A 26,897-nucleotide genomic window follows, 5' to 3' on the forward strand; every position below is an offset into this window, starting at 1 on the left:
CTGGTATCATGCGCACTGTCCCAGGTGCCGTGCGCCCGGCGCCACGCCGCCGCGCATCCTAGCCGATTTCACCAACACCGCCAGACCGCATCCGCGCTCCTTGCCGCGGCGGCCTGTTTATCGACCCGAATAGACAACGACATGACCAACACGACGACCAACCTGCCTTCGCTCGGGAGCCGCATCGCGCTCGCGTTCAGCACCTTCTTCCGCACCTTGTCGGATCCGCAATTCGCCGCCCGCCTGCAGCGCATCGACCAGCCCATGGCCGCGCCGACGGCGGCGCCGACCGCGGCCCCCACCGCCGCCCCAACCGCGGCGCCAACGCCCGCCCCCACCGCCGCGCCCATCGTGCTGCGCGAGGCGACGCCGGACGCCGCCTTGCAATTGCTAAGCCTCCTGCAGCGCGAGGCGCGCCTGATCGACTTCACCCAGGAAAACCTGACCGCCTACGCCGACGCCGACATCGGCGCCGCCGCGCGCGTGGTGCACGAGGGTTGCGCCAAGGTGCTGCGCGAGCACTTCACCATCGAACCGGTGCGCGCCGAGGCCGAGGGCAGCCGCGTGACGCTGGAGGCGGGCTTCGACGCCGCCGCCGTGCGCCTGACCGGCAACGTGGTGGGCAAGGCCCCGTTCAAGGGCAGCCTGAGCCATCGCGGCTGGCGCGCCACCAGCGTGCGCCTGCCGAAACTGGCCGAGGCGCACGACGCCAAGGTCCTGGCCCCGGCGGAGGTGGAACTGTGAGCGACAACATGACCAACACGACGAGCGGCCCGCGCTACGCCATCGGCATCGACCTGGGCACCACCCACAGCGCCCTGTCCTATGTGGACCTGGAGGCCAGCGACGGCGAGCAGACCGCGCAAGCGGTGCTGAACGTGCCGCAGTTGACGGCGCCGGGCACGGTGGAGGAGCTGGCGCTGCTGCCCTCCTTCCTGTACCTGCCGCACCCGGACGAGATGGCGCCGGGCCAGCTGGCCCTGCCGTGGCAGGACGACGACCAGGGCCCGGTGGCCGGCGAGATGGCGCGCAGCCGCGGCGCCACCACGCCGATCCGCCTGGTGTCCAGCGCCAAGAGCTGGCTGTGCCACCCCGGCGTGGACCGCCGCGCCGCCATCCTGCCGAACGACGCGCCGGAGGAAGTGGCGCGCGTCTCGCCGCTGGAGGCGTCCACCCGCTACCTGTCGCACCTGCGCCAGGCCTGGGACGCGGCCCATCCGGAAGCGCCCTTCGCCGAGCAGGCCGTGACGGTCACCATTCCCGCCTCCTTCGATCCGGGCGCGCGCGAACTGACGGCCGACGCGGCGCGCGCCGCCGGCTACGAGGGCCTGACCCTGCTGGAGGAGCCGCAGGCGGCGCTGTACAGCTGGATCCAGGGCAGCGAGGGCAAATGGCGCAAGGAGGTCAAGCCGGGCGACATCATCCTGGTGGTGGACGTGGGCGGCGGCACCAGCGACTTCTCGCTGATCGCCGTGCTCGAACGCGACGGCGTGCTGGAGCCGCACCGCGTGGCCGTGGGCGACCACATCCTGCTGGGCGGCGACAATATGGACCTGGCGCTGGCCCACCTGCTGGCGCGCAAGCTGGCCGCCAACGGCACCCAGCTGGACGCGTGGCAGCTGCGCGCGCTGACCTACGCCTGCCGCGCGGGCAAGGAGGCGCTGCTGGCCGACGCCAGCGTGGAGAGTTGGCCCGTGGTGGTGCCCAGCCGCGGCTCGAAACTGATCGGCGGCTCGATCCGCACGGAGCTGACGCGCGCCGAGGTGGTGACCTTCATCCTGGACGGCTTCTTCCCGAAAGTGGAGGCGTCGGCCCGTCCGGCCGTGCGCACCCGCGCGGGCCTGACGCAGCTTGGCCTGCCCTACGCGCAGGACGCGGGCGTGACGCGCCACCTGGCCTCCTTCCTGGCCCGCCAGCTGGGCGCCACCAGCGAACTGCAAGGCTACGAGGGCCGGCAGGCCGCCGACGCGACCTTCCTGCATCCCACCGCCGTGCTGTTCAACGGCGGCGTGTTCAAGTCCGACCTGCTGGCGGCGCGCGTGATGGAAACCATCAACGAGTGGCTGTACCTGGAAGGGTCGGAGCCGGCCCGCATGCTGGGCGGCGCGGACCTGGACCTGGCGGTGGCGCGCGGCGCGGCCTACTACAGCTACGTGCGGCGCGGCAGCGGCGTGCGCATCCGCGGCGGCACGGCGCGCTCCTACTACGTGGCCGTGGAGTCCTCGATGCCGGCCATCCCGGGCATGGAGCCGCCGATCCAGGCGCTGTGCGTGGCGCCGTTCGGCATGGAGGAAGGCAACGACATGGAACTGCCCGGCCAGGAGTTCGGCCTGGTGGTCGGCGAGCCGGTGCGCTTCCGCTTCTTCGAATCGTCCACCCGCCGCCAGGACCAGATCGGCGACCTGCTGGACTTCTGGGGTCCGGAGGAACTGACGGAGCTGAACGAGATCGAGATGACGCTGTCGCCGGAGGGCCGCCAGCCGGGCGACGTGGTGCAAGTCAGGCTGCACGCGCTGGCCACCGAGTCGGGCACGCTGGAGCTGGTCGCGGCCTCCAGGGACAGCGGCCAGCGCTGGAAGGTGGAGTTCGACGTGCGCGCCGGGGCCAACGCCGACGCCGCCGCGTGATGAAGCCGGCGCGATGAAGCCATATCTCGTCAGCATCGACCTGGGCACCACCAACACGGTGCTGGCCTGGTCCGAACCCGGTTCGGAAGAGGTGCGCTTGTTCGACATCGAGCAACTGGTGGCGCCGGGCGAGATCGGCGCCGCTCCCCTGCTGCCGTCGCTGCGCTACCATCCCGCCGACGGCGAGCTGGCGGCCGGCGAACTGCAGCTGCCTTGGCGGCGGGACGACGTGGCGGGCGTGGCCCAGGTGGCCGTGGGTCGCCTGGCGCGCAAACTGGGCGCGCAGGTGCCGGGGCGGCTGGTCTCCAGCGCCAAGAGCTGGCTGTCGCACCCCAACGTGGACCGGATGGCGGCCATCCTGCCGTGGGGCGCCGAGGCCGACGTGGCCAAGGTGTCGCCGGTGGCGGCCAGCGCCTCCTACCTGGCGCACGTGCGGGCGGCGTGGAACGCGCGCTTCCCCGGGCATCCGCTGGAAAAGCAGCAACTGGTGCTGACCATACCCGCGTCCTTCGACGAGGGCGCGCGCGCGCTGACGCTGGAGGCGGCGCGCATGGCGGGCCTGCCCGCGCTGCGGCTGCTGGAGGAGCCGCAGGCGGCCTTCTACGACTGGCTGTACCGCCACCGCGCCACGCTGGCCGCGGAGCTGGCCGGGTCGCGCCTGGTGCTGGTGTGCGACGTGGGCGGCGGCACCACGGACTTCAGCCTGATCAAGGTCGAGTTGCGCGACGGGGAGCCTCTGCTCACGCGCATCGGCGTGGGCAACCACCTGATACTGGGCGGCGACAATATGGACCTGGCGCTGGCGCGCCTGGTGGAGACCCGCCTCGCCGGCGGCGACCCGCTGGCGGCCAGGCTGTCGGCGGCCCGCATGGCGCAGCTGACCGAACGCTGCCGCGCGGCCAAGGAGCAGTTGCTGGCGGCGGACGCGCCGGACAAGGTGCCGGTGACGCTGCTGGGCGGCGGTTCGAAGCTGATCGGCGGCACGCGCACCGTGGAGCTGGCGCGCGACGAGGTCGAATGCATGGTGGTGGACGGCTTCTTCCCCATGGGCGCGGCCGACCAGCAAGCCACCAGGACGCGCGGCGGCATCGTCGAATTCGGCCTGCCCTACGCCAGCGACGCGGCCATCACGCGCCACCTGGCCAGCTTCCTGCACCAGCACGCGGCGGCCGCGCGCGAGGCGCTGGGCCAACCGGACGCCGGCGCCGCCGGCCTGCCCATGCCGGACACCTTGCTGCTCAACGGCGGCGTGTTCCGCGCCGACGCGCTGGCCAAACGCCTGGCCGCCACGCTGGCGGCGTGGCGCGGCGCGCCGCTGCGCGTGCTGCACAACGAGAATCCGGACGTGGCGGTGGCGCGCGGCGGCGTCGCCTACGCGCTCGGCAAGCAGGGCCGGGCGCCGTCGATCGGCGGCGGCTCTCCGCGCTCCTACTTCCTGCTGCTGGACTCCGAGCGCGCCGAGGCGGGCCACGCCGACCACGCCCCCCACGCCACCCGCCGCGCCGTCTGCGTGCTGCCGCGCGGCGTCGAGACCGGCGCCGAGATCCGCCTGGCCGGCCGCAGCTTCGCGCTGCGCCTGGGACGCCCCGTGCGCTTCCACCTGGTGTCCTCCAACGCGGACGCCGGCCCCGTTCCGCGTCCCGGCGACCTGGTGGACCTCGACCCGTCCGGCTTCGTGCGCCTGCCCCCCATCGCCACCGTGCTGCGGGACAGCGGCGACGCCGGCGCGCGCAAGGAGATCCCGGTGGAGCTGGCGGCCTCGCTGAGCGAGGTGGGCACGCTGGAAATGCACTGCATCGCCACCGACGTCAAAACGGGCAACGGCAAGCCCCAACGCTGGCGGCTCGAATTCCAGCTGCGCAGCGACGGCGCCCCGGCCCAGGCGGGGGACGCGGCCGAGGAGCTGGCCCTGCCGCCGCGCTACAAGGACGCGCTGGAAAAGCTGGACCGCATCTTCGGCTCGCGCGCGCAGCAGGTGGAAACCAAGGAGGTGCGCCAGTTGGCGCGCCAGCTGGAACACCTGCTGGGCGCGCGCGAGACCTGGCCGACGCCGCTGCTGCGCCACCTGTTCGACGCGCTGCTGCAGCGCGCCAAGGGCCGCCGCCGCTCGGCCGAGCATGAACGGGCCTGGCTGAACCTGGCGGGCTACTGTCTGCGCCCCGGCTTCGGCCACCCGCTGGACGAATGGCGCGTCGAGCAGATCTGGGCCATGTTCGCGGCCGGCCTGCAGCACCACAAGGACAGCCAGGCCTGCTCGGAATGGTGGACCCTGTGGCGCCGCGTCGCCGGTGGTCTGGGCGTGGACGAGCAACTGCGCCTGCTGGACGATTTCGCCTTCAACCTGCAGGCCGACGAGCAGGAACGGGGCCGCCGTCCCGTCACGCTGGTGAACGGCAGCGAGGAGGACATGCTGCGAATCGGCGCCTCGCTGGAGCGCATCCCCGCCGCGTACAAGGCCGAAATTGGCGCCTGGCTGCTGGAACAGCTGCTCAAGGCGGGCGGAGACAAGGCAGGCGGAGACAAGGCGGAGGCGACGCAGGGCCGCTACCTGTGGGCGCTGAGCCGCGTGGGCGCGCGCCAACCCTTCCATGGCAGCGCGCACGACGTGGCGCCGGTGGAGGCGGTGGAGGCGTGGCTGGCGGCCATCCTCGGCATGGACTGGAAGAAGGTGGAGCCGGCCGGATTCGCCGCCGCGCACCTGGCGCGCATGACGGGCGACCGCCAGCGCGACATCAATCCCGAACTGCGCGCGCAGGTGCTGCAGCGGCTGGAGGCCGCGCGCGCGCCGGCGGCGTGGGGCGCGATGGTGGCCGAGGTGGTGGAGCTGGACCAGGCGGTCGAGAAGCGCATGCTGGGCGAATCGCTGCCGCCGGGCTTGAAGCTGATCAGCTAAAACCCGCCCCCAAGGCCGGGGACAGACCCGCGGGGTCTGTCCCCAGGGTCACGCCGCGGGTTTACACCTCTGCATCAATTGCCCCACGAAGCCATCGAAGGCCGCGATCAGCGGCCCGTATTTGTCGCCATCCCCCTCCAGCTGCGCCAGCGCGTACGCGGTGGCCTCCAGCGTCGACAGTTGGTCCGGCGCGTGCGCCTTGCGGATCAGGTAGTGGGAGGCCGGCACGTCGCGCAGCGGCAAGCGGGGCAGGCGCCGCAGCGCGGGGTTCAGGTGGAGCATCTTGCGGCTCTTGCGCCAGGTCGCGTCCAGCGCCACCAGCAGCAGGCCGGCCGGGTCCGCGGTCCAGGCGGGATCGAACGGCGGCGGCGCGGCGCCCGGCGTGGCGTCGCCCGGCGTCTCGGGATACAGCAGCACCGCGCGGCGCGGCCCCGCCAGCAGCGCGTCCAGCCGCTCCGCGTCGAACGCCTCCCCCACTTCCAGGCGGCTGCCCGGCAGGCACAGATGCAGCAGGCGCGCGCTGTTCTTGGCGTTCGCCACCTCCATCGGGTGTTGCAGGATCAGCACGCCGGCGGCGCTCGCGACGGGCGCCGTCCAGCGGCAGATGCAGGTCGTTCGGGGACGCAGACACACGGCGCACATGGCGCGTTTCAAAGAATTGGGCATGCCGCGATTGTAGCGGGCCGCGCCGCCAGCGCCCAGCATCCGCGCACTATCCGGACACCATCCACCGGGCGCCATCGAGCGCCCGCCGACCCTACGCCTCGCTCGCCGACGCGATGCGGCGGGGCTCGGAGCGCGGCGCGCGCCCGGGCCGCTCCAGCCGCGCGCTGGACGGCTGGGCCGCCATCTGCGTCTCCGTCAGCTTGAACACCGCCACCGACTCGGCCAGCTGCGCCGACTGTTCCTGCATCGCCGCCGCCGCCGCCGCGGCCTGCTCCACCAGCGCGGCGTTCTGCTGCGTCACCTGGTCCATCTGCGTGATGGCGAAATTGACCTGTTCGATGCCGGTCTGCTGCTCCTCGCTGGCGTCGGCGATTTCGGCCATGATGCCGGTCACGCGGCCGATGCTGGCCACGATTTCATCCATGGTCTGCCCGGCCTTGCCCACCAGGCCGGAACCCGTGTCCACCTGGTGCACCGACTCGTCGATCAGCTGCTTGATTTCCTTGGCCGCCGCCGCCGAGCGCTGCGCCAGCCCGCGCACCTCGGAGGCCACCACCGCGAAGCCCCGTCCCTGCTCGCCGGCGCGCGCCGCCTCCACCGCCGCGTTGAGGGCGAGGATGTTGGTCTGGAAGGCGATGCCGTCGATGACGCCGATGATGTCGACGATCCTGCGCGAGGACGCGTTGATGGCGCCCATGGTGGCCACCACGTCCGCCACCACCCGCCCGCCCCGGCCGGCGGTCTCGGACGCCGTGCTGGCCAGCTGGCAGGCCTGGCGCGCGTGCTCGGCGTTGATCTTGACGGTGGACGTCAGCTGCTCCATCGAGGACGCGGTCTCCTCCAGCGAGCTGGCCTGCTGCTCGGTGCGCGAGGACAGGTCCAGGTTGCCGGCCGCGATCTCGCTCGAGGCGTCGGCCATGGTGTCGGTGCCGCTGCGCACCTGGCCGACGATGTTGACCAGGTTGGCGTTCATGTTTCTCAGCGCGTTCATCAGCTGGCCCGCCTCGTCCCTGGTGCGCACCACGATCTCGCTGGTCAGGTCGCCCGAGGACACGGTTTCGGCCACCTTGACCGCCTCGTTGATGGGGCGCGTGATGGTGCGCGTGATGTAGCACGCGAAGCCCACGCCCAGCGCGATCGCCGCGACGCCGAGGATGACGAGCATGTTGCGGCCGCTCTCGTAGCCGGCCTGGATCTCGGCGGCGGTGCGGTCCAGCTGCCGCTTCTGGATGTCGGACAGTTGCTGCAGCGCGCCCAGGTAGGCTTCGCGCTTGCCGTCCATGTCCGAGCGCACCAGCCGGGCGGCCCGCTCCATGTCGCCGTCGGCCTTGGCCTTGAACACGGCCTTGCGCGCGTCGACATAGGCCTTGCGGGTGGAGAGCACCAGCGCGTGGCCGGCCTTCGATTCAGGATCCTGCAGCGTCTTGCCCAGCAGGTCCTGGATTTCCGTGGCGCGGCCGGAGGAGGCGGCCATCAGCTGTTCGATGGCCTTCTGGTCCGCCTCGTCGGCCGCCTTCCAGGCGGCGGTGGTGCGCGAGGCGTTCACCTCGACTATCTTTTGCCACTCGGCAACCAGCCGCTCGACGCGGACATTGTCGTTCACCAGCATGCCCGTCTTGGCGCTGGCCGATTGCATGCGCAGGATGCCCACCACGGACAGCGCCGCCAGCAACAGCAGCACCACCGCGAAGGCCAAGCCTAGCCGCACGCCTATCCTGAGGTTCTTCATGCCGGTCTCCCACTCGCATGGATGCGTCATGCAAGTCTGAGCCTATTCTGGTTTCAGTGCAACTGAACCGTGCGCGGGCCTACTCGCGGGGCGGCGCCACGCCCAGCAACTCATCCATCTGCGCCACCGCGCCGGGTTCCCTGAGCACGGAACGCAGCCACAGATGCAGCGGCATGTCGCCCCAGCCGGCGGCCTTCTCCGCCAGGTACATGTCCACCAGCGTCTTCTGGATCTGCTCCGGGCTGCCCTCCAGCGTCAGGTCGTCCTTGCTGGCCGTTTTCAGCACCCAGTCCGTGCTTTGCAGTTCGCGGCTGGCGGCGTCGCGGATCGCCCCCTCCACGTACTGCCGCCACGCCTCGCGCGTGAAGGCCCCGGGGATGGCGTGGCTGCCGGCCAGCAGCGCCTGGTCCTGCTCCCCCACCACACGCGCCACGGTCATGGCCGGGAAGCGCGTGCCGGCGCGGGCGCGGATCTCGCCATACACGCGGTCGCGCGCCGGCATGCCGCGCACCACGCGGCGCAGGTTCTCGCGGGACTGGTCCACCAGCGTCAGCTTCTGCTCCACGCGCGGCCAGAACGGATCGCCCATCCGCGCCAGGTGGAAGGCCAGGAGGCGCTCCGCGCCGCGTATCATCTGCTCGCGCGGCATGGCGCCGCGGTTGGCCTCCAGCCAGCCGCGCCAGTGGCGCGTGAGCTGGTCGTTCAGGTGGCCGGCCTCGGCGCGCTCGGGATCGGCCAGCATCAGGTAGGTCTTCAGGGCGTTGTAGGCGTCGCCCGCGTGCAGGGGATTGGCGTCCACGTACTGGCCCGCCGGCGCCGGGGACCGCTCCGGCGCCGGGCCGGCCGGCGCGGCCGTGAGCTGGCCGGCGTTGGCGTTCATCTCGAACAGCAGCGCCTCCAGGCTGGCGGTGACCGGCTTGAGCATCACTTCCCGCACGCCGGCGAAGAACTCGGCGCGCAGCTTGCGCTCCAGCAGGCCGCCCTGGTACAGGCCCATGCCCAGGGACCAGGGCACGTCGCGCCGGAAGCGCTCCAGCTGCTCGATGCGGTCCTGCAGCACGCCCAGCGCCTCCAGGCGCGATTGCAGATCCGGCCGCGCCTCCTGCAGCTTGACGACGTGCGCCAGGTCCGCCTCGACGTTGGCCACCAGTTGGCGGTTGCCCAGGTAGGACCAGGTCCAGCCGCCCAGCGCGGCGCCCAGCGCCAGCACGGCCACCGCGAACGCCGCGTAGCGCAGGCGCATGCTGGTGCGGCTGGCGAATTGCGACACCAGCGCCTTGTCCGCGAAGATCACGTCGCGGAACAGCTTGAGCAGGAAGTGGCCGGACGGCGCGCCATCGCCGAAGCCGGACGGTGCCGGCGCGGGCGGCTGGTAGGCCAGCTCGAAGCGCTCGGCGATGCGGCGCGACTGCGCGCAGATCGGCGTGCCCTCCTGCAGCGCGCTGGTGAAATAGAAACCGCGCAGCACGGGCTTGAACTGGAAGGGGTTTTCCTCGAACAGCGTGGCCAGGAAGGCGCGCACCGGCCCGCGCATGGCGGCGAATTCCAGCGGGAAGGTGAACAGGCCGGGCGAGACGCCGGCGCGCCGCGGCTGCGCCAGGGAGGCCACGCTCATCTCCTTCAGCCCGTCGTGCAGCTCGTCGAAAGCCTGGTCGAAGAAGGCCAGCAATTCCTGCGTGCCGGTCTTGCGCTTGTAGGGCATGGTCGCGCCCCACACCCGCTCGCGCTCCGCCGCCTCCGCCTGCGCGAAGAACTCGCCGAAGCCCGCGATCAGGTCCGCCTTGGTGAACAGCACGTAGACCGGCGCGTGCACCTCCAGCCCCTCGATCAGGTCCTGCATGCGCTGGCGCAGGCTGCGCGCCAGCTGCAGGGACGCCTCGGGCTCGCTGCGCAGTTCCGCGACGCTGACCGCGACGATGATGCCGTTCACCGGCGCGCGCCTGCGGTGCCGTTTCAGCAGGCCGAGAAAGGCCAGCCATTCGGCGCGGCACTCGTCCTCCACGGCGTAGCGGCCGGCGGTGTCGAGCACAATGCCCTCCTTGCTGAAGAACCAATCGCAGTTGCGCGTGCCGCCCACGCCCTGCACCGCGCGCCCGTCGTCGAAGGGGAACTGCAGGCCCGAGTTGGCGATGGCGCTGCTCTTGCCGGCGGCGGGGTTCCCGATGATCATGTACCACGGCAGCTGGTACAGCGCGCCCTTGCCGGACAGCCTGCCCAGCTTGGAGCCGCGTATGGTGGCGATGGCCTTCAGCAGGCTGTCGCGCACCGCCATGTCGACCTCGGGGACCGCCGGCGCGATGGCCTCCTCCAGCGCCTTGCCCTCGCGCGCGGCCAGGCGGCGGCGCAGCCACCACGCCAACCAGCCGGCCAGCAGCGCCAGCGCGAAGCCGGCGACGGCCCAGACCAGTGCCAGTTGCAGCGCCTCCGCGCCGAAATAGAAGAACGCCGCCATGCCCAGCAGGACGATGAGCGTGAGGTGGCGGGAATCGGTCAGGAACAGCCAGGTGCGTCGCAGCATGGAAGGCTCTCGTGTCGTGGCGCCACTGGGGCGGACCGACCAATGTTGCCATCGCACAAGGCCCGCTTTCTTGCGCGGGCGCAATGATCCGGGAACAATCAACGCGCCGCGAAAATCAGCGGCCGGCGCCCGGCCGGCCCCCCGCCCTCAGTTCCACGTGGCCGAAGTCCAGCATGGCCCAGCGCCCGCCCCAATGCAGGCCGGCCGCCTCGGCCGCCGCGCCGTACAGCTGGTAGCCGCGCATGGCCCAGGGGTCTTTTTCGGAGATCACCAGGCGGCCCTCGCGCAGGAAGGCGCAGTCCGCGGCCAGGCCGAACTGGTGGTAGCTCTGGAACGCCTTCGCGCCGGTGACGCCGGGGCCGGCGGCGGCCAGCATGTCCTGCCGCTCGGGACTGCGGTAGCCTTCCAGCAGCACCATCTCGTAGCCGTGCCGCTCCCTCATGTCGCGGAACACCAGTAGCAGGCGCTGTTCGAAACCCGGTTCCAGCAAGCGCCAGTTGCGGCTCGCGCTGGCCAGCATGGGGCGCTGCAGCGTCGCCTCCGCCGTGGTGAAGACCAGTGGCGGCAAGGGTTGCGGCGGCGCCAGGCGCTCCCCTGCCAGCAACTGCTCGACCTGCGCGTTGGCCACGCGCTGCGCGCCGTCGAAACCGGGCAGCGCGCGCCGTCCGCTCGCCACATACGCCAGCAGCGGCGGGATGGCCAGCAGCGCGGCCCCGCCCAGCAGCAGCGCTGCGCGCCGCCAGCCGCGGGGGCGCAGCCGGCGCCCCCACTCGGCGGCGGCCCGCAGCGCCGCGCCGCGGCCCTCGGGAAAACACAGCAGCCAGCCGGCCACGCAACTGGAAAAAAACAACAACAGCAGGGAAAGCATCAGCATGGTGAGCTCCGTCAAGACATCGACGCGCGGCGGAAGTCACACTGGCCGGACGCGTCTTTTGTTGCTGCATCGTAAGCCGCCCGCCATCGGACGTTTCGCGCCAGATCAAACCGCCGGAGGAAAAAATGGAACCTGGAAGACATTCAGCGCGGCCGGAGCTGTTCGCGCCGCCGCTGGCCGCCACCGGCGGCGAGCGCCGCATCCTGGCCACCCTGGATCACGGGGACGCCGATGCCGGCAGGCGCCTGCCGCCCCACGCGCGCCACCTGGCGCTGGCCCTGGGCGCCATGCTGGTGCTGGCGTGCGGCGTGGCCTGGATCAGCCACATCGCGATCACGCCGAGGAACAGCCCGGAATTCGCCATCACCTCCTACCAGGCGCCCGCCGCCGCCACGCCCGTGGAAGTCGAGAAGCTGGCGGCGGCGATCATCAACGAACCGCTGCAGGCGGCCGCGGCGCGCATGCCCGGCCCGGCGCGCGCGGCGCCGGCAACGGCGGCCACAGTCGCGGACCGTCCGCCGCAAGCGCGCGGCAAGGCATCCGTCCAGGCGAAAAGGGATGGCAACGGCGTGAAAGCCGGCGCGCGACACGCCGCCACCGTGGCGGACCTCCAGCCCGAACGCGCCGGCGCCGCGCGGGGCCCGGCCGGCAAGGACAGCGACGTCACGCTGCTGGCGGCGCTGGTGGCGCATGGCAGCGGCGCGGCGAGCGTCCCGGCCGGGGCGGCCGACGGCGCCACCGCGCTGCAAGGGTGCGAGCGCTTGCGCGCCTCGGAAGCAGCGCTGTGCAGAATGCGCGTCTGCGGCAGCCAGTGGCAGCACGAGGCGGGCTGCCGCCAGGCGGCCGCCCGGGACAGCGATTAAGCCGGAATCAGAGGCTGAGCAGGCCGCGCACGAAGCGGCTCATCAAATCCAGCAACACCTCCGGTCGTTCCTGGTGCGGCGTGTGGCCGCAATCCGGCACCATCCATTGCCTCCCGTGCGGCGCGCGCGTGGCGATGGACTCCAACTGCGCCGCGGTGCCGTACTGGTCCGCCGCGCCCTGCAAGGCCAGCACGGGGCAGGTGATCGCCGGCAGCAGGTACTCGATATTCCAGTGACTGAAATACGGCTGCAGCCAGGTATCGGCCCAGGCGTGGAAAATCCCCTCCGTCTTCGCGCCATGGTAGCGCGCCAAGCCGTGCAGCTTGCCTTCGCCATAGGCGTTCAACGCCGCGCGTATGCCCCGCAGCGTGACCTCCTCCACGAACACATGCGCGGCCTCGGTCAGCACGCCCAGCAGGCCCGCCGGACGCGCCGCCGCGTGGATCAGGGCGATGCTGCCGCCGTCCGAATGGCCGACGACGATGTATGCCCGGCCGTCCAGCAGCGCCTCCAGCACCCGCGGCAACTCCACCAGCGCCGACTCGTGCAGGTAGTGGACGTCGCGCCCGCGCCGCAGCGGCGAGGACAGGCCGTATCCCTCGCGGTCGTACACCAGCCCCGGACATCCGGTGGCGGCGCACAGCCGCGCCGGAAAGTCCCGCCACATGGCGGTGCAGCCCAGCCCCTCGTGCAGGAATACCAGCACCGGCTTGCGCGCGTCGCCCTCGATCGCTTGATACGACAGTCGGACACCGTCCCCCAGATCCAGCATGGCCTCTCCCTATTCAAATCCGGCCGCGGAACGCCCATACGCCGTGCGCGCCCATCACGCAGCCCGCCAACAGCAACGCGCCCGGAACGCCCAGCCATTCCGCCGCCTGGCCCCAGAACACGCTGCCCAGCGTCTGCCCGAGCGCCATCGCCAACAGGTAAATCGATAGTGTACGCGCCCGCAACTCGACGGGAAAAGACGATTGGGCCGCGCCATTCAAGGTGCTGACCATGGCCGCCCACGCCACGCCGCCAACCGCCACCACGGGGGCGAGCAGCCAGTGGGGGCAAAGCGGCAACGCCAGCAGCATGGCGCCGAACACGCCCAGCGCCGCGCCGAGCAGCGGCCCCCGCCCCAGGCGCGCACGCAACGAGGGCAGCAGAAAGGCCGCCAGCACCGCGCCCACGCCCAGGCAGGCCATCAGTCCCCCGAAGGCCCGCGCCTCGCCGCGCAGCACGTCGCGCACGAACAGCGGCAGCAGCGAGGCGAACGCGATGGCGCCAAACAGGGCGCCGGCCGTGTGGAGCAGCAGGCGGCGGTAGGCGGCGCTTCCCAGCCCGGCGCGCAGGCCGTCCATGAAACTGTTCCAGCCGACGGGCGCGCCGCGCCCGGGCGCCTCCGCGCTGGACATCCATGCGCTGTAGACCAGCAGCATGCCGCCGAAGGACAGCGCGTTGAACAGGAACAGCGGGGCCGGGCCGATCCACACGAACAGCACCCCGCCCAGCGCCGGTCCGGCGATGGCGGCCGCGTTGTAACTGAGGTTGTTCAGCGACGCGGCCGCATCCACCTCCTCGGGCGCCACCAGCGCGGACGTGGTGGCCTGCCACGCCGGCCACATGAAGGCGGAACCGGTGCCCGTCATGAAGATCAGGGCCAGCACGGCGCCGGGCGCCACGTCGCCTTGCGCCGCCAGCGCCGCCATGCACAGCGCGGCCAGCGCCATGAAGGCGTTGATGACGAACAGCAGCCGCGCCCTGGGCACGGCGTCCGCCACCACGCCGGCCAACAGGCCGAACATCACCATGGGCGCGTAGGTCGCGGCCTGCACCAGCGTGGCGGCCCGGGGCGACGCCGAGATGGAAGCGACCAGCCACGCCGAGGCGAAGGTCTGGGTCCAGGTGCCGAGGTTGGAGACCAGGTTGGCCAGCCAGAGCTGGCGGAATCGCCGGTGGCGCAAAGGCTGCAGCATGCCGGTTTTCCCGTGGGGTGCAGGCGCGTATGGCGTTGCCGCCGGCTTGTGCTTGTGCATACAATGGCTCTCCGTGAATGTGCGTCCAGTCTATGCGGCGGGCTAAAACAGCGTCAATCTTGACTCCGGCAATCAATATAAAAATCATGAGCGATACCATCACGGCAAAGGAGGCGGCGGCGATACTGGGCGTCAGCCTGCCGACCCTGTACGCGTACGTGAGTCGGGGGCTGCTCGCCTCCAGCGCGGACGGCGGCAACCGCGCCAGGACCTATGCGAGGGAGGAAGTCCTGCGCCTGGCGGCGCGCAAGGCGGACGGCAAGCGCGCGGGCCACGCGGTGCAGGCGGCGATGAGCTGGGGCGTGCCGGTGCTGGAGTCGCGCATCTCGCTGATCGCGGACGGCAAGCTGTATTACCGCGGCCGCGACGCCTGCGAACTGGCCGCCACCGCCACCCTCGAACAAACGGCCGCGATCCTGTGGGACGACGGACAGGGCTCTCCCCATGCGGGTTGCGGTGAGTGCGGGACGGAGCTGGCGACGCTGCCCGCCGCGTTGCGCGCGGCGACGGCGGCCCTGCGGCCGGTGGAACGGGCGATGGCCCTGCTCCCTGTGTTGGCGGGCGCGCGGCGGGACATCCACTCCCCCGCGCGCTTGCTGCGGATGCTGGCCGCGGCCCTGCTCAATGCGGACATCGACGAAGCCCCCTTGCACGCGCAGCTGGCGCGGGCCTGGCAAGCCGGAGAGGCGGGAACGGAGGCGCTGCGGGTCGCGATGGTGGTGCTGGCGGACCATGAGCTGAACAATTCCGCGTTCACCGTGCGCTGCGTGGCGTCCACGGGAGCGGCGCTGCCGGCCGTGCTGTGCGCGGGGCTGGCCGCCTTGTCCGGCCGCGAACACGGTGGCCACTACCTGATCGCCCGCAAGACCATCGAAGCGGAACTGGCCGCACCGGGATCGGTCCGGCCGCCGGCCATGGAGCCGGGTTTCGGCCACCCGCTCTATCCGGACGGCGACCCGCGCGCGGTCCGCATACTGGGCATGCTGCGGACGGTGCCGGGCAGCGAACCCATACTGGCGCTGGCCGACAGGGCGGCAGGCGTGGGAACGGGGTGGGAGAATTCCGCGCATGTCGATTCCGCGCATGTCAATTCCGACTACGCCCTGGCGGCGCTGGAACTGGCGCTCGGCTTGCCGCCGCAAGCGGGCATGACGCTGTTCGCCTTGTCGCGCTGCGCCGGATGGCTGGCGCACGCGGCCGAGCAGGCCCGGGACGGCCGCATGATACGGCCCCGCGCACGCTACATCGGCAAGCCGGCCGGGAGCGGCGCCTGATCAGCCGCGCTTGCGCGCCTGGGCGGCGTTCCGCTGCGCGAACTCCAGCTCCTCGTACAAGGCGATGAACTCCTGCGTCAGCTTGTGGCGGGCATCCAGGTGGATCATCGGCAGACGGCGCTCGTGCGACTCGCGCACCTTGATGGAACTCGACAGTTTGCTCTGCAGCACCGGCAGGCCCTCGGCCAGCAGTTCGTCCACCATGCGCTGCGGCAGGTTGGCGCGCGGCTGGAACTGGTTGACGATGATGCCCTCGATTTCCAGCGCCTGGTTGTGGTCCGCCTTGATCTCGCCGACGTTGTTCATCAGCGTGTACAGCGCCTGGCGCGAGAAGTCGTCGCAGTCGAACGGGATCAAGCAAGTGTCGGCGGCGATCAGCGCGGACTGGGTGAAGAAGTTGTAGGCCGGCGGGGTGTCGATGAAGATCTCGTCGTATTCCTTGGCCAATTCGTTCAGCGCGTCGCGCAGCTTGTAGATCTTGTGGCGCGACTCCAGCTTGGACTGCAGCTCGCCGATCTCGGGATGCGATGGCATCAGCGACAGGTTCTCGAACGCCGTTTCATGCACGTAGCCGCGCGCGGACAGCGAGAACACCATGAAATTGAGGGTTTGCTCGAAGTAGCCGGCGACCGTGGGGCTGATGTCCTTGGCCGCCTCGCCCAGCAGGTAGCGGCTGGAATTACACTGCGGATCGATGTCGATCAGCAGCGTCTTCTTGCCCTGGTGCGCCGCGATCGCCGCCAGGTTCACTGCAATGGTCGACTTGCCTACGCCGCCCTTCTGGTTGAAGATCACTCGTTTCATGCGCCCTGCTCCTGCTTCCTGGTGGTGTGTCGTCCGATTTTAGCAGAACGCCAATTCGAATCTGTAGCCTACGCCATACACCGACTGCAAACAATCCGCCGCCGCCGGCCTGGCGGCCAGCTTGCGGCGGATGTTCTTGATGTGCGAGTCCACGGTGCGGTCGCTGATGTCGCGCTGGTCCTCGTGCGCCACGTCCAGCAGTTGCTGGCGCGAGTACACGCGGTCCGGATGCTCGATCAGCTCCGCCAGCAGGCGGAACTCCACCGGCGTCAGCGTCAGCACGGCGCCCGCCAGCAGGATGCGCATGCGCTCGCGGTCCACCTGGAACAGCGGCGCCGAGGCCGGCGCCAGCATGCCGGAGGCGCGCCGCAGCTGGGCGCGCACCCGCGCCACCACCTCGCGCGGGCTGAAGGGCTTGCACACGTAGTCGTCCGCGCCCGCGTCCAGTCCCAGCAGGCGGTCGATCTCGTCCACCCGCGCCGTCAGCATGATGATGGGCAGCTGCGAGAACCCGCGCGCCCGCTTGCACACCTCCAGCCCGTCCAGGCCGGGCAGGTTCAAGTCCAGCAGCATCAGGTCCGCCGGTTCGGCGCGCAGCGTTTCCACGGCGTGCGCGCCGTCGGCGACGCGGGTGACGCGGTAGCCCGCGGCGGCCATGTAATCGGCCAATACGGCCGCGATCTTGGGATCGTCCTCGACGATCAGTATGTGTGCTGCGTTTTCCATCGTTCCTCGATTGCTCCTTCGTTCCTCGTCGCCAGCGGCAGGCGCACGCGGATGCGCACGCCGCCCAGTTCCGACGGCTGCGCGACGATCTCGCCGCCGTGCGCTTCCACCAGGGCCTTGCAGATGGCCAGTCCCAGCCCGCTGCCGCCCCGTTCGCGCGTGCGCGCCTTGTCCACCCGGTACAGGCGCGCGAACAGGCGCGCGTGGCTCGCGGGCGGCACGCCCGGCGCGCTGTCGTCCAATGTCAGCTCGGCGTGGCCATCGCGTTCGGCCAGCCGCAGCACCAGTTGCCCGCCCGTATCGGTGTAGCGCACGCTGTTCTCCAGCAGGTTCACCACCACCTGTCCCAGCCGCCCGGCGTCGCCGAGCGTCGCCACCGGCTTCTCCGCCAACTGCCAGCGCAAGGACAGGCCGGCCCCCGCCGCGCGCGGCCGGTAGCGCTCCAGCAGCGGCAGCAGCAAGGACTGCAGCTCCAGCTCGCGCATGTCGCAATGCAGGTCGCCGGTGTCGGCCAGCGCCAGTTGGTGCAGGTCGTCCACCAGCTTGGTCAGCCGTAGCACTTCCGCGTGCAGCGATTCCAGCGCGGCCGGCGTGGCCTGGCGTATGCCGTCCAGCAGCGCCTCCAGTTCGCCCCTGATCACCGTCAGCGGCGTGCGCAGCTCGTGCGACACGTCGGCCAGCATCTGGCGCCGCTGCTGCTCGTTGCGCTCGAGCTCCTGCGCCATGCCGTTGACGTGCAGCGCCAGCTCGCCCAGTTCGTCGTGGCTCAGCACCGGCGCCCGGGCGGACAACTCGCCGCGCGCCAGCCGCGCCGTCACGCCATGCACCGCCACCACGGGCCGCAGCAGGTGCCGCGCCAGTCCCGCCGCCAGCGCCACCGCCGCCAGCAGCAGCGCGCCGGCCAGCCACAGGATGTCGCGCGTCTGCGAGCGCAGGAAGCTGGCCGCCGTGGCGCTCTGGCCGCTGGTCTGGCGCAACAGCAGCAGCTGCACCGACCCCACCCGCACCCCGTTCGCCATGATGGGGCGGGAGATGCCGGCCGGCGGATTGTCCGGTCCCACCAGCGACAGGCCGTATTCGTCCTTCACGGTCAGCCGCGCGGCGAAGGCCATCGGGTCCTGCAGGCCGCGCGGCGGCGGGGGACGGGGACGGCCGCCCTGGTCGTCCCCGCCGCCGTAGGCGCGCCGCGGCGGCGGGCGCGGACGCTCCGGCGCGTCCGCCTCCATCTTCAGTTGCGGCGCCATCCGGTCCAGCACATCCTTCAGTGCGCGCGGATTGTGGCGCAGCCATTCGAAACCGCCCTCGCGCTGGTAGCGCTCCGCCAGCAGGCCGCTCAGCTGCTCCAGGTCCTGCGCCTGCATGTCGTTCAGGTAGGCGACAAAGCCCCGCTGCAGGTTGGCGTTGGTGAGCCAGGCCATCGTGCCGATGCACAGGATGACGATGGCGCCCACCGCCAGCGCGATCTTGCGGGCGATGGTGAGACGCACACCGGCGGCTTGAAGAGGGTTCATCCCGCCATGATACCCGCCGAATGTGCAGCAATTGTGCAAATGGCGCGCCGCCGCAACATATTGCGCGCTCCATTTTTGCTACACATTCCCGGCCCAAGCTGGATTGCATCGGAACCCACCATGGAGGCACAACATGCGACCCACCTTACGTCTCGCCGCGCTGGTCTTGCCAGCCGCCCTGCTGGCGGCATGCGGCGGCGGCGACAGCGGGCAGGCAGGCAACGCCACGCCCGCAATGCTCGGCGGCGCCGTGCCGCCCGCCGCCGGCGAATCCGCCGCGGCGGCCACCGACCTCGCCGCCATCGACGCCGCGGGCGGCGCCGCGGGCGCGGCGGCGGCGGGTGTCCCGGCGGCCCGCGCCATCCTGGGCGCGCCGCCCCCACCGGCGCCCGTGGCCCAGCCCAACCCTGATGGCGCGGCCCTCACGGTCAGCACGGCGGGCTTCATCGACACCGGCAATCCCTTCTTCACTCCCATGGGCAATGGCCGCAGCTGCGCCACCTGCCACGCCGAAAGCGCCGGATGGAGCGTGACGCCGCAAGGGCTGCTGCAACGCTTCAACCAGAGCGCGGGCGCCGATCCCATCTTCCGCCTGGTCGACGGGGCGAACTCCCCCGCCGCCGCGACCGGCACGCTGGACCAGAAGCGCCTGGCCTACAGCATGCTGTTGACCAAGGGCCTGATCCGGGTCGGCCTGGCCATGCCCGCCAACGCCGAATTCACGCTGGCCCGCGTCAACGATCCCTACGGCCACGCCAGCGCGAACGAGCTGTCTCTGTTCCGCCGCCCCATGCCCTCCACCAATCTGAAGTTCATCAGCTCCGTCATGTGGGACGGCCGCGAGACCACCACCGCAACCGCCGGAACGGCCGGCGCCAACTGCGTGGCGAACGCCGCGCCGGCGCTGTGCTACGCCAGCGTGGACAGCAGCCTGCTGGCCCAGGCCAGCGACGCCGTGCGCGGCCACGCCGAGGCGGCGCGGGAACTGAGCCCGGCGGCGCAGCGCGCCATCGTCGATTTCGAGAGCGGCCTGTTCACGGCGCAGCAAACCAGCGGCGTGGCCGGCAGCCTCTTCGACGCAGGCGCCACGGGCGGCCCGCTGGCCTTGTCCGGCAACGCCTTCTACTTCGGCATCAACGATCTGGAGGCAGGCGATTACCGCAGCAATGCGCCGTTCACGCGCAACGTGATGACGATGTTCGGCGCCTGGCGCAACCTCGACGCGCCCGCCCGTCCCGCGCCCGGCCAACGTCCGCAGCCCGCGACACAGGCCAGCGCGCAAAACGTGGCGAGGGCGTCGATCGCGCGCGGCGAGGCGCTGTTCAACAACCGTCCATTCAACCTCACCCGCGTGGCCGGCTTCACCGACACGCTGCGCGCGCCGGCGCGCGTGAGCTGCGCCAGCTGCCACAGCGCGCCGAACGCGGGCAGCCATTCGGTGCCGCTGCTGGTCGACATCGGCGTGGCCGATGCGCGCTTCCGCACGCCGGACATGCCGCTCTACACGCTGCGCAACAACGCCACCGGCGAGACGCTGGACACCACCGATCCGGGACAGGCCATGCTTACCGGCCGCTGGCGCGACATTGGCAAGATGAAGGTGCCGGTGCTGCGCGGCCTGAGCGCGCGGGCGCCCTACTTCCACAACGGTTCGCAGGCCGACCTGGCCGGCGTGGTGCGCTTCTACGACCGCCGCTTCCAGATCGGGCTCACCCAGCAGGAAGTGGCGGACCTGACGGCCTTCCTGAAAGCGCTGTAGGTGGAAGCGCCGCGCTTCAACGCAGCGCGAACTCCACGCGGCTGGCGGCCTCCTTGCCGCCGGCACGCGACGCCACCACGAAGATGCGCTCCACCGGCACCCGCCCCTGCTTCGCCAGCCAATCCTTCGCGGCCTGCGAGCGGCGATTGCCCAGCGCGATCAGGTCGTCCTCATCCACCGACGTGTGGGCCAGCAGCAGCGCCTCCATCTCCTCGGGCGGCAGGCCTTTCCGCAAGCCCAGCGCATTGCGCGGCTTGTCGAAGGTCTCGGCGGCGTAAACGCGCGCCAGCAGCGCGGCCCGCTCCTCTTTCGTCACCGTGACGCCGCCCTCCGGCGCCTCGGCGCCGCGCGCCTGCAGCTCCCTGGTCTTTTGCGTGCGCAGCTTGCGTTCAACGGCGTTGCGCTTCAGGGCGGCGAGATCGGCGGCGGGATCGAAACCGCCCGCGACGTCCAGCTTCAGTCCCGGGCGCTCGGTGAGCGCCTTTGCCAGCTTGGCCAGCCGCGCCTCGCCCTCGGGTGAAATGGCCGCCGCGCCATGCTCGAAGTCCAGCGTGGACAACTCCTCGCCGCCGAACAACGAGGCGATGAAGGTGAACGGCGCGGTGACCGTCTTGACGACGGCGTTGCCGATGATGGTGAGCACGATGCCGCCGACTGAGAACTTCGGATCGTCCAGCGAGCCGCCGACCGGCACGTTGATGTCGATGACGCCATTGCGGTCGCTCAGCAGCGCCACCGCCATTTGCACCGGCAGCCTGGAGGCCTCCGGGTTGGTGCTCGCGGCGCCGAAGGTGAGCTGGTCCAGGATAAGGCGGTTGTCCGCCGTCAGCTTGCGGTCCTCCAGCCGGTACGCCACCTCGAAGGACAGCTTGCCCTTCTCGATGCCGTAGCCGACGTACTTGTCGGCGTAGGCGGACAACGCGGCCAACTCCATGCCGCGCACCTCGGCCTTCAGGTCGAGCGACAGGTCGCGCTTGAGCGGATGGATGCGGCCGCCGATCGCCAGCGGCGCGCTGTTCACCGCGCCGCGCAGGTCGACCGTGGCGTGGTGCGCGGGGTCGGACGACAGGCCGGACACCGTGCCGCCCAGTTCCTTCAGGTTGGCCGTGTAGTTCGGGCGGATGAAGTTGTCCGTGAAGCGCACGCGCCCGCCCGACAGCGCCAGTTGGCCGATGCGGATGGGAGGCATGGGCGCGGCGGCCTGTTGCGCGGGCGCCGCCTTGGGAGCTGGCCGCGACGGGCGCGCACGCCCATCGGCTCCGCGCTTGCCGCCGGGCGCCTGCGCCCGGGTGCCGGCGTCGGTCAGGCTGCTGTCCTCGTTGGCGGCGGTGCGCATCACGTCCTGCGCGTTGATGCGGCCGGACGGATCGATGATGACGCGCGCGAAGAAGTCCGACAGCGCCACCTTGTCCACGTCCAGCGCGAACGGCTGCAAGCGCATGTCCACACCACCGAAGCTCAGCGCCTTCCAGCTCAGGAAGTCGCTGGCGCCGTTCTTGTCCACGGTGGCCAGGCGGTTCACGCTGAAGTCGCCCTGGTAGCCGCCCTTGATGGCGTCGCCCGCTCCGTCGAGCAGCAGCTTGCCCTTGGCCGACACCGCTCCCTGTGTCACGCGCAGGTTCACATAGTCGGTGACATAGGGCTGCAGCGGCAGCAGGTCCAGGTTCTTCAGCTCCAGCGCCAGGTCGGTGCCGAACGGCGCGAGGGCTAGTGTGCCATTGGCGGACAACTGGCCGGTCTTGTTCAGCGTGGCCTTCAGGTCCACCTTGCTGCGCGACGCGGGCGCGTTGCTCCAGCCGTCCACCGACAGCTGCAATGGCGAGACCGCGAACGCCAGCTCCTTGCCCGCGTCCTCCACGTCCAGCGACCAGCCCTTCAGCGCCAGGCGCGCGACGCTGACGCGATAAGGCGCGTTCGCGCTCGCCGTGTCCTCCGGCGCGGCGGCCTCGCGCCGGCCCTGCCGAAACGCCAGTTTGGCGCTGTCGGACGCCACCTCGCCCACCGTGATGGAACGCTTGCCGATGTCCGCCACCACCTCGCGCACGGACAGGTTGAACTTCTCCAGCCCCGCGCGCAGGGACTGTTGCGGCGTGGCGTCCGCGTAGCGCAGCGCGGCATTGCTGACGGCGAGCTCCTTGAGCGACACATACGGCGCGGCGGAGGCGGTTGGCGCCGCGGCGGGCGGAGAGGCCGCGGCTGTGGCCGCGGGTCGCGCCGATGGCGTGGACTGCGCCAACGTATCCAGGTTCAAGCGTCCCTGGCTATCGCGGTTCACGTCCGCCACCATCCCGTCCAGCGCCACGCGCTCAAGCTCATAGCGCTGCGCGAAGACATCCAGCTTGCCCAGCTTCGCCGACAACTCGGCGAACTTCAGCACCGGCTTGCCGTCCACCTGGCGCAGGTCCAGGTCCCTCACGCTCGCCTCCCCGCCCAGCAGCAGCGAGGAAGCCCCCGCCTTGGGTTGGCGGAACTGCGCGGTCAGGCGCGCGTCCAGGCGCGAACCGGCCAGTTTGAAGGCCGGCTTGAAGGGCAGATAGCCCAGCAGCCGCGGCAGGTTCAAGTCGTCCAGGTCGAGCGAGACCGAGTATTCCCGGTTCTCGGCGTACGGTAGCGCCCTGCCCTTCACCAGCAGCGGCGCGCCGTTCACCTTCGCCCGCAGCAGCGGTTCGACGAACACCTGCACATCCGCCGGCATGGACGAGATGAACGGCAGTCCGAGCGTCAGCCCCTCCACCTCGTGCAAGGCGCCGGCCGGCTTGTCGTCGAACGCGAAGCGTCCGCCTTCCAGCTGGATGTTGTTGACCGAGAAGCGCGCCGGCTCGGGCGACGGCGGCTCGCTGGCCAGCAGCGCCAGGATATCGTCGATGCTGTAGCGGTTGTCGTCCAGCCGCGCCAGACGCACGTGGGGTCCAAGCAGGCGCACCTCCTCCACCACCGGCGCCAGCCTGCGCAGCGACTGCCACGACAGGTCCGCCGACAGCGTGTCGAAGCTGGCGAACACCGCGCCGCCCCGCGGCTCCATCATCTTCAAGCCGTGCACGGACATGGCCAGCGTGAACGGATTGAACGCGACCTTCTCGATGGTGAGCTGGCGGTGCAGCTTTTCCTGCGCCATGCGCTGCGCCTGGGATTTCACGATGGCCGGCACCGCGAGGAAGCCGATGCCGGAATAGGCCAGCGCCAAGCCGGCGATCGCGCCCGGCACCGCCAGTTTCAATGGCACTTTTTTCATTTCACCGCTCGTACTCTTGTTGTCGTAAGCCGGGATTATCGCCCAAGCCGCCAACGGACGGGTAATACGGACGGCTCTACTCGTACAGTGTTCCTCATGGCTGCGGATTTTATGGACATATCCCGATATAATTAAAATTATATTAATTTTTCGAACGTGCCATGCCCATGCCCAACTCCGAGTACACCGACGGCGACGACCGCATCGAGATCAGCGGGCTCCCCGACGAACCGGGCACCTTCACGGCGTCCGGCGGAAACGGGAACGACACCTTCCTGCTTTACCAGAGCGACGTTAGCCGCGTGGATGTCGTGCTGACCGGCGGCGCGGGTGAAGACCGCTACGTCCTCTACACCCGGAACACGGCGGCGTCCCACACCATCACCGATTTCGAGCCCGGCAAGGACAAGATCGATTTCTCCAGCATCAACTGGCTCGCCCCGAACGGCAATCCCTTCGGCGCCAACGGCTACCTGCGCGCCGAGCAGCAAGGCGCCGACACCGTGATCCTGCTCGACGCGGACGGCGCGGCCGGCGGCGCCAGCACCCTGAAGCCCCACCTCACGCTGAAGAACACCGCGCTGGCCAGCCTGACCGGCGCGGACTTCGTCGGCAACCTGTGGCCGGACGGCAGGAACCACGGCGTGCAACTCGACGGCACCAGCGGCGGCGACATCCTGGAAGGCACGCCGGACGCGGACACGCTGTCCGGCGGCGACGGCGACGACAGCCTGCGTGGCACCGGCGGCAACGACACGCTCACAGGAGGCGCAGGCGGCGACCATCTCGACGGCGGCGCCGGCGACGACAAGCTGAGCGGTGGCGAAGGCCGGGACTGGCTGTGGGGCGGCGACGGCGACGATGTCATCGACGGCGGCGGCGACGGCGACCACATGGTCGAGCTTGGCGGCAACAACGTGCTCGACGGCGGCGCCGGCTACGACGGCTTCGAGATCCGCGGCGGCCAGAACCGCGTGTCCGGCGGCGACGGCGGCGACATCGTCATGATTTACGGCGGCAGCGCCGTCATCGACGCCGGCGCGGGCGACGACATCATCGAGGTCAACCGCACCGACAGCGACGTCACCGTCAGCGGCGGCGCCGGACGCGAGCGCTACAAGTTTTCCCCGCAACTGGACAAGGTGGTCGTCGTCACCGACTTCGCGGCCGGCGCCGGCGGCGACGTCCTGGACCCGTTCACGCTGTTCCCCCGGCCGCCGGAGGCGCCGTCGCTGGAGGTGAACCTGTTCCTGACGGGCCAGCTCCGGCTGCTGCAAAGCGGCGCCGACACGCACCTGCAGGCCGACATCGACGGCCCGGCCGGCGCGGGCGGCTTCCGCACCGCGGCCGTGTTGCAAAACACGCTGATGTCGGCGCTCGCCAACGACAACTTCGCCCAGGGCATCCACCCCTCCGGCACCAGCCAGGGCGAGACCATCGTCCTCGGCGACGACGCGGACCGGCTGGGCGGCGGCTTCCAGGACGACCTGCTGGACGGCGGCGGTGGCCGCGACATGTTGTGGGGCTACAAGGGCGACGACACGCTGATCGGCGGCCTGGACAACGACTTCCTGAGCGGCGGCGCGGGCAACGACAAGCTGGACGGCGGCCTCGGCATCGACACGGCCTCGTTCAACGCGCAATACGGCAACGTCCGCATCACGCGCGACAACGGCGTGTTCCGCGTGGAGGACCTGGGCGGCGGTGAAGGCGTCGACATCGTGACCGGCGTGGAGCGCTTGCGCTTCGGCGGCGCGTTCGACGCCACCGTCAAGGCCTACGATGTGGACGGCAACGCCGGCCAGGTGTACCGTCTGTACCAGGCCGCGTTCGACCGCAAGCCGGACGACGGGGGCTACGACTATTGGCTGGGCCAGGCGGACAACGGCTACAGCCTGGCCGACATGGCGCTGCAGTTCACCAAATCGGCGGAATTCGGCAAGCTGTATGGCACGGCGCCCACCAACGCGGAATTCGTCACACGCCTGTACAACAACGTGCTGCACCGCGAGCCGGAACCGGGCGGCTACGCCTTCTGGCTGGAGGCGCTGGACACCAAGCGCGCCACCGCCGCCGAGGTGCTGAAGATCTTCAGCGAGAGCAAGGAGAACGTGGAGGCGGTCGCCAAGATCATCGGCGACAGCATCACTTACCACTACTACTTCCCCTTGTGATCCACCGAGCGATTACTGCGCCAACACACGCGGCAAGGTCTCGTCCATCGCAACCTGCAGCAAGACACTCAGCTGCTTAACCTTCTCCACCGCCGTCATCGCGGCAAACGATTCCATCCCCGAAGGCTCGACCGAAGGACGCGCGAGTATGCGCGTACGCTTGGCGGTGGCTTCGCGCACGACCTGCAGCGTCCGCGCATCGAGCAACCGCACCCGCACATACACAAACGGCACCACCATGCCGCGCGAGCCATCCTGGGTGTTGAGGTTGATGGTCGCGATGGTGTCATCGACGAAGAAGCCCATGCCCTCCAGCACGCCGCCGCCCTCGGTTGAATTAACCAGCTTGAGCTCGGCATTGCCGCGGAACTTGCTCACCAGGACCAGATGGCTGACGCCCTGCGCGGCGAGCATGCTTTTCAAATAGTCGCGATCGGCCTGGTGAGCATCGGGCTGGTCGAACATGGCGTTCTGCGCGCCATACAGGCCCTTATCCTGCGTCATCATCAGCACGGGCTGGGCACCGGGCAGCGCTTTCAGGAGCACGGCGCGGGCGGCCAAAATGGCGGCCTCGTCCAATATCTGGTCCTCCAACGCGAGCACCTGGATGGGTGCGCTCTCGGTGCGGGTGCCTACCTGCTCGCGTTTGGCATGCAAGGCCAGCGTATTGCCGGCCAGGGACATCACCGCGTAAGCACGTGGCGCCGTTTGCGCCTGCGCACCGGCGCCGGCCAGCAATGCAACCATGAAGACGGCTGCGGAAAACATTGTGGGAAAGCGCATCGCGGTACCTGATCGGGGAAATGGATGGGATGTGTGGGCCAGGACCGCCACGCTGGACAGTCCGTGATCGCTCAAGGACGCGATGTTACCAGACGGTAGCTGTCGAGTCCCGTTTGATCATAAACACGTTTAACGAATAATTCGGGCTTCTGCCGCTGCCATTCCTTGAGCGCTTGGATCGGTGTCCTGGTGCCGATGGCGCGTTGTGGAATATGGTGGTTGTAGAGCTTGAGGTAGTTCAGCAAAGTCGTCTCCAGATCGGCCCTGCTATCGAAACGAGTCTGCCGCAGCAGTTCGTTAATCCGGCCATTAAACCGCTCCACCATGCCATTGGTTTGTGGATGACGCGGCGGCGCCAGGCGGTGCTCGACAGCGATGGCCGCGCAGGCCTTGTCGAAGGCGTGCTGGCCGCTGGGCTTCTTGTCCTTGGCCGCGAAGCG

At 70.3% G+C, this 26,897-nt stretch carries 20 protein-coding genes; 7 read left to right on the top strand and 13 right to left on the bottom strand.

Going from position 1 to position 26,897, the window contains the following annotated elements; genetic code table 11:
• Positions 1-68 precede the first annotated feature (68 nt).
• Positions 69-350 carry a hypothetical protein gene (locus BM436_RS38820; RefSeq protein ID WP_503826273.1) on the bottom strand — a complete coding sequence of 94 codons (282 nt, stop codon included), beginning with the start codon at positions 348-350 and terminating at the stop codon, positions 69-71.
• On the opposite strand from BM436_RS38820, the gene BM436_RS15135 reads away from it, so the two are divergent.
• From BM436_RS15135 to BM436_RS15145, 3 genes are read left to right on the top strand one after another with little or no spacing between them, the layout of a single operon-like run.
• A complete protein-coding gene (locus BM436_RS15135) occupies positions 265-744 on the top strand; it encodes a DUF2760 domain-containing protein (RefSeq protein WP_503826274.1) in 480 nt (159 codons plus the stop codon). The two genes, BM436_RS38820 and BM436_RS15135, sit on opposite strands and share 86 nt — an antisense overlap.
• Before the next feature lie 8 nt (positions 745-752).
• The gene (locus BM436_RS15140; RefSeq protein ID WP_093556388.1) at positions 753-2,627 is read left to right on the top strand and encodes an Hsp70 family protein; all 1,875 of its coding nucleotides are present in this window, start codon (positions 753-755) and stop codon (positions 2,625-2,627) included.
• Positions 2,628-2,640: 13 nt separating this feature from the next.
• Positions 2,641-5,520 (top strand): Hsp70 family protein, encoded by a 2,880-nt coding sequence (locus BM436_RS15145; protein WP_093556358.1) that lies wholly within the window; start codon positions 2,641-2,643, stop codon positions 5,518-5,520.
• 48 nt (positions 5,521-5,568) lie between these two features.
• On the opposite strand, the gene BM436_RS15150 is transcribed toward BM436_RS15145, so the two are convergent.
• The 4 genes from BM436_RS15150 to BM436_RS15165 all read right to left on the bottom strand — a co-directional run bounded on the left by BM436_RS15150 (position 5,569) and on the right by BM436_RS15165 (position 11,307).
• Positions 5,569-6,162 carry a tRNA-uridine aminocarboxypropyltransferase gene (locus BM436_RS15150; RefSeq protein ID WP_229490324.1) on the bottom strand — a complete coding sequence of 198 codons (594 nt, stop codon included), beginning with the start codon at positions 6,160-6,162 and terminating at the stop codon, positions 5,569-5,571.
• A 115-nt stretch (positions 6,163-6,277) separates the two neighbouring features.
• Complete coding sequence (locus BM436_RS15155; RefSeq protein WP_093556390.1) at positions 6,278-7,915, bottom strand: methyl-accepting chemotaxis protein; 1,638 nt, start codon at positions 7,913-7,915, stop codon at positions 6,278-6,280.
• Positions 7,916-7,994: 79 nt separating this feature from the next.
• Positions 7,995-10,433: a type VI secretion system membrane subunit TssM gene (gene tssM / locus BM436_RS15160; RefSeq protein ID WP_093556359.1), complete on the bottom strand. Its 2,439-nt coding sequence runs from the start codon at positions 10,431-10,433 to the stop codon at positions 7,995-7,997.
• A gap of 115 nt (positions 10,434-10,548) precedes the next feature.
• On the bottom strand, positions 10,549-11,307 hold the full coding sequence (locus BM436_RS15165; RefSeq protein WP_093556360.1) for a M15 family metallopeptidase: 759 nt from the start codon (positions 11,305-11,307) through the stop codon (positions 10,549-10,551).
• Positions 11,308-11,432: 125 nt separating this feature from the next.
• On the opposite strand from BM436_RS15165, the gene BM436_RS15170 reads away from it, so the two are divergent.
• Complete coding sequence (locus tag BM436_RS15170; protein WP_093556361.1) at positions 11,433-12,170, top strand: hypothetical protein; 738 nt, start codon at positions 11,433-11,435, stop codon at positions 12,168-12,170.
• A 7-nt stretch (positions 12,171-12,177) separates the two neighbouring features.
• On the opposite strand, the gene BM436_RS15175 is transcribed toward BM436_RS15170, so the two are convergent.
• Together BM436_RS15175 and BM436_RS15180 are read right to left on the bottom strand one after the other, a co-directional pair.
• Positions 12,178-12,942, bottom strand: coding sequence for an alpha/beta fold hydrolase (locus BM436_RS15175; protein WP_093556362.1), 765 nt, complete (start codon positions 12,940-12,942; stop codon positions 12,178-12,180).
• 13 nt (positions 12,943-12,955) lie between these two features.
• The gene (locus BM436_RS15180) at positions 12,956-14,134 is read right to left on the bottom strand and encodes an MFS transporter (RefSeq protein ID WP_229490326.1); all 1,179 of its coding nucleotides are present in this window, start codon (positions 14,132-14,134) and stop codon (positions 12,956-12,958) included.
• A gap of 146 nt (positions 14,135-14,280) precedes the next feature.
• On the opposite strand from BM436_RS15180, the gene BM436_RS15185 reads away from it, so the two are divergent.
• Positions 14,281-15,468: a citrate synthase family protein gene (locus BM436_RS15185; protein WP_093556364.1), complete on the top strand. Its 1,188-nt coding sequence runs from the start codon at positions 14,281-14,283 to the stop codon at positions 15,466-15,468.
• Here BM436_RS15185 and BM436_RS15190 read toward each other — a convergent pair whose 3' ends face one another.
• Genes BM436_RS15190 through BM436_RS15200 form a run of 3 tightly spaced genes read right to left on the bottom strand, consistent with a single transcriptional unit; the run spans position 15,469 to position 18,509 of the window.
• Complete coding sequence (locus tag BM436_RS15190) at positions 15,469-16,272, bottom strand: ParA family protein (protein ID WP_093556365.1); 804 nt, start codon at positions 16,270-16,272, stop codon at positions 15,469-15,471.
• Between the two features lie 39 nt (positions 16,273-16,311).
• Complete coding sequence (locus tag BM436_RS15195; RefSeq protein ID WP_093556366.1) at positions 16,312-16,998, bottom strand: response regulator; 687 nt, start codon at positions 16,996-16,998, stop codon at positions 16,312-16,314.
• Entirely contained in the window at positions 16,974-18,509 is a 1,536-nt protein-coding gene (locus BM436_RS15200; protein WP_093556367.1) for an ATP-binding protein, read from the bottom strand. The genes BM436_RS15195 and BM436_RS15200 overlap by 25 nt, the downstream gene beginning before the upstream one ends.
• A 133-nt stretch (positions 18,510-18,642) precedes the next feature.
• On the opposite strand from BM436_RS15200, the gene BM436_RS15205 reads away from it, so the two are divergent.
• On the top strand, positions 18,643-20,268 hold the full coding sequence (locus BM436_RS15205; protein ID WP_093556368.1) for a cytochrome C: 1,626 nt from the start codon (positions 18,643-18,645) through the stop codon (positions 20,266-20,268).
• A 16-nt stretch (positions 20,269-20,284) separates the two neighbouring features.
• Here the strand turns inward: BM436_RS15205 and BM436_RS15210 are convergent, their stop codons facing one another.
• On the bottom strand, positions 20,285-23,500 hold the full coding sequence (locus tag BM436_RS15210) for a DUF748 domain-containing protein (RefSeq protein WP_093556369.1): 3,216 nt from the start codon (positions 23,498-23,500) through the stop codon (positions 20,285-20,287).
• A gap of 161 nt (positions 23,501-23,661) precedes the next feature.
• Here BM436_RS15210 and BM436_RS15215 point away from each other — a divergent pair, with 161 nt between their 5' ends.
• Positions 23,662-25,674 (top strand): DUF4214 domain-containing protein, encoded by a 2,013-nt coding sequence (locus BM436_RS15215; protein WP_093556370.1) that lies wholly within the window; start codon positions 23,662-23,664, stop codon positions 25,672-25,674.
• A gap of 12 nt (positions 25,675-25,686) precedes the next feature.
• Here the strand turns inward: BM436_RS15215 and BM436_RS15220 are convergent, their stop codons facing one another.
• Both BM436_RS15220 and BM436_RS15225 read right to left on the bottom strand, forming a co-directional pair.
• Positions 25,687-26,421, bottom strand: a complete 735-nt coding sequence (locus BM436_RS15220; protein ID WP_143133148.1) for a hypothetical protein — start codon at positions 26,419-26,421, stop codon at positions 25,687-25,689.
• 107 nt (positions 26,422-26,528) lie between these two features.
• On the bottom strand, positions 26,529-26,897 hold a 369-nt coding region (locus BM436_RS15225; protein WP_143133150.1), incomplete at its 5' end, for an integrase core domain-containing protein.

Origin of the sequence: Pseudoduganella namucuonensis (genome assembly GCF_900116645.1) — a bacterium.
Lineage (GTDB): Bacteria > Pseudomonadota > Gammaproteobacteria > Burkholderiales > Burkholderiaceae_D > Rugamonas > Rugamonas namucuonensis.